The sequence below is a fragment of the Fluviicola sp. genome (genome assembly GCF_030151805.1).
Taxonomy (GTDB): Bacteria; Bacteroidota; Bacteroidia; order Flavobacteriales_D; family Crocinitomicaceae; genus Fluviicola.
This window is the reverse complement of the sequence record NZ_JASLCN010000316.1, coordinates 1-2,759: the sequence shown is the minus strand read 5'-3', so window position 1 is coordinate 2,759 and position 2,759 is coordinate 1. Positions and strand designations below refer to the sequence as shown.

The 2,759-nt window shown below is 41.4% G+C and carries 3 protein-coding genes; all 3 read left to right on the top strand.

Features of this window, described 5'->3' with window-relative positions; translation table 11 throughout:
* Nucleotides 1-1,205 (top strand): HAMP domain-containing sensor histidine kinase (locus Q1V93_RS12135; RefSeq protein ID WP_300665043.1); only part of this gene is annotated, 1,205 nt, incomplete at its 5' end.
* A 2-nt stretch (nt 1,206-1,207) separates the two neighbouring features.
* Nucleotides 1,208-1,900, top strand: a complete 693-nt coding sequence (locus tag Q1V93_RS12130) for a response regulator transcription factor (protein ID WP_300665041.1) — start codon at nt 1,208-1,210, stop codon at nt 1,898-1,900.
* A 94-nt stretch (nt 1,901-1,994) separates the two neighbouring features.
* Nucleotides 1,995-2,759: OmpA family protein (locus Q1V93_RS12125; protein WP_300665039.1), on the top strand; the 765-nt coding region annotated here is incomplete at its 3' end.

Sequence of the window (2,759 nt, the reverse complement as noted above, 5' to 3'; positions counted from 1 at the left end):
ACGAATTATTTGATGGTTCAAATCCGAGTTTGTTTCACCGGGATTCTGTCAGAGCAGCGTATCACCTCGATCAGCGCGTGATGCACAAAATTGTTAAGAAGGCCAAGTATATCAATGAATTGATGGTCGAAACGTTCCGCGACAACATGTATCTGGACCCGGAAAAGCGGATTAATTTAAAAATTCTCGATTCCATTATCCGGAAGGAACTGGTGGCGGATAGATTACCGGATGAGTTCAAATTCGTGGTTGTGGAAGAAAACAACGAGCCGGTAAAATTTAAAAACGCATTAAGCGATTACGATATCAAATTAGATACGGTCAAAGCGCAGTCGACGATGCTTTTCCCAAATAAAATCCTGGAAGATAAACTGACCTTGCATGTGAGTTTCCCGCACAGTCGTTTGTTCGTCTTGAAATCAATGGGAAGCTTGTTGATTGTGAGTTTGATTCTGGCAGTAATGATTATTATCACAATTTCTTACATGTTCCGTACCATTTTAACTCAAAAGAAGTTATTCGAACTGAAAAACGATTTCATCTCGAATATGACGCATGAGTTTAAAACACCGATTTCCACGATTTCATTGGCTTGTGAGGCCATGCACGATCCGACGATGATGGGTGGCCAAACGGAAAATGCAGCTCCTTTTGTGAAGATGATTCAGGAAGAAAACAAACGTTTGGGTGTGTTGGTTGAATCAATCTTGCAAAGTGCGGTGATTGATCGTGGCGAGCTGAAAGTGAAAATGGAAAAGGTTCCGGTGATCGAAGTGATTCAGTCGGTAGCTAAAACGGCGTCCTTCCGGATTGCTGGTTCTGACGGCGAACTGATTCTGCAACTTCCTAAGGAAGAGGTGTATATTCAGGGAGATCGGATGCACTTTACCAATATGGTGAATAACCTGGTAGATAATGCAATTAAATACAGCAAGGACAAAATTCATGTAACGGTGAAACTGGAAGTATTCCCCGAGCGCCTGGAATTGTCCGTGATAGATAAAGGAATTGGTATTAAACGTGAACATATCTCGAAAATATTTGATAAATTGTACCGTGTTCCAACCGGAAATGTTCACAATGTGAAAGGTTTCGGTTTGGGCTTGAGTTATGTGAAAGCACTCGCTGATATGTTCGGATGGAGCCTTCATGTAACCAGTCAGGTTGGAGAGGGTTCAGAATTTCGTGTAACAATAAAAAGATAATTATGGCTAAGCAAAAATCAATTTTATTAGCAGAAGACGACGACAACTTGGGTCAATTATTACAGACTTTTTTAAAAGCTAAAGGTTATCAGGTTGAGCTTGCGCGCAATGGAAAACACGCATATGAAAAATACACAGACGGACATTTCGACTTCTGTATTTTTGATGTGATGATGCCGGAAATGGATGGGTTTACATTGGCGAAGGAAGTACGCTTGATCGATCCGAAAGTTCCGATTCTTTTCCTGACGGCAAAAGCAATGAAGGAAGATAAACTGGAAGGCTTCGAAAGTGGTGCGGATGATTACATGACCAAGCCTTTCACAATGGAGGAATTATTGGCGCGTATTGAAGCAATTCTGAGAAGAACAGGAACTCCGGATACGGATGAAAGTGAAATTCAGCAGATCGGAACCATTCAGTACGAACCGGTTTCGCGCATTCTTCATTTGAAAGACGAACAAAAGAAATTGACAACCAAAGAAGGACAATTGCTTCATTTGTTGTGTAAAAACCGCAATGAGGTTTTGGACAGACAAGCCGCTTTGCGCGCAATCTGGGGAGATGATAATTACTTCAACGGTCGTTCTATGGACGTGTATATCGCCAAATTGCGTAAGCTTTTGAAAGAAGATGAGCGCATTGAGATTTTGAATATCCATGGAAAAGGATTTAAACTCATTGTTCACGAATAGAAAAGGTTCGAAAAAGTTTAAACGTTCAAATTTTGGACTCTTTGAACTTTTGAACATTGGATCTTTCAAGATAAGAACTATATTCGCTTCCGTGATGCGGAAAAGAAACCTGAAGACCCGTCAGCCGATGGGTCTTTTTTCGTTTGAAACAAGCCTGATGTTGCTGCTGATTTTTGCACTAAGCAGTGCGCGTTTGTCTGCCCAGGAAGTGTTTTCTATTTATTACCCAAGTGGTGATTCCAAACTTCTGGAAGAGAACAAACAACACATTCAGAAATACATTTTTTCCTGGAATCTGAAGAAAATAGACAGCCTTCAGGTCATTGGTTTTGCGGATTCAACGGGAAAGAAAAAACTCAATTTCCGCCTTTCGAAAAAGCGCGCCGACCGGGTGAAAGAATACCTGGAAAAAATTCTACCGGCTAAAACACCTGTTTCCAGTGTTGCGAAAGGAGAGGAAAATGCGATCCGGAATCCGGATGAAAATCACCGCAGAGTCGAAATTCACTTATTTTATGCAGGAAAAAGACTGCTTCAGGATACTGCGGATCAATACGAATACTTCGGAAATACGAAAGTGTGTTTTGTGCTTTCGGATTCGATCATGAAAAATTGCAACATCATTCGGGTCAATGACGGGAGAGCCAATTATGTCATCCTGGAAATGGAACCGCATTTGTTTTCCAAAAATCAAACCTATTATACGCTTACGAAGAATTCGCAGTACGCGAAAATGGTGAAATGGAAATTGGAAATCAGCGGAGAAGGCTGGTGGCAGCACGAACGTTACCGGGCCAAAATCAAAGAAGCCGATTTTGAGTCTTATGGGATTCTGACCAAAAAGCGAATCCGGGAAGAT

Coding starts and splice junctions, on each gene's coding strand:
- Q1V93_RS12130 (WP_300665041.1), top strand. CDS start 1,208: ATGGCTAAGCAAAAATCAATTTTATTAGCAGAAGACGACGACAACTTG.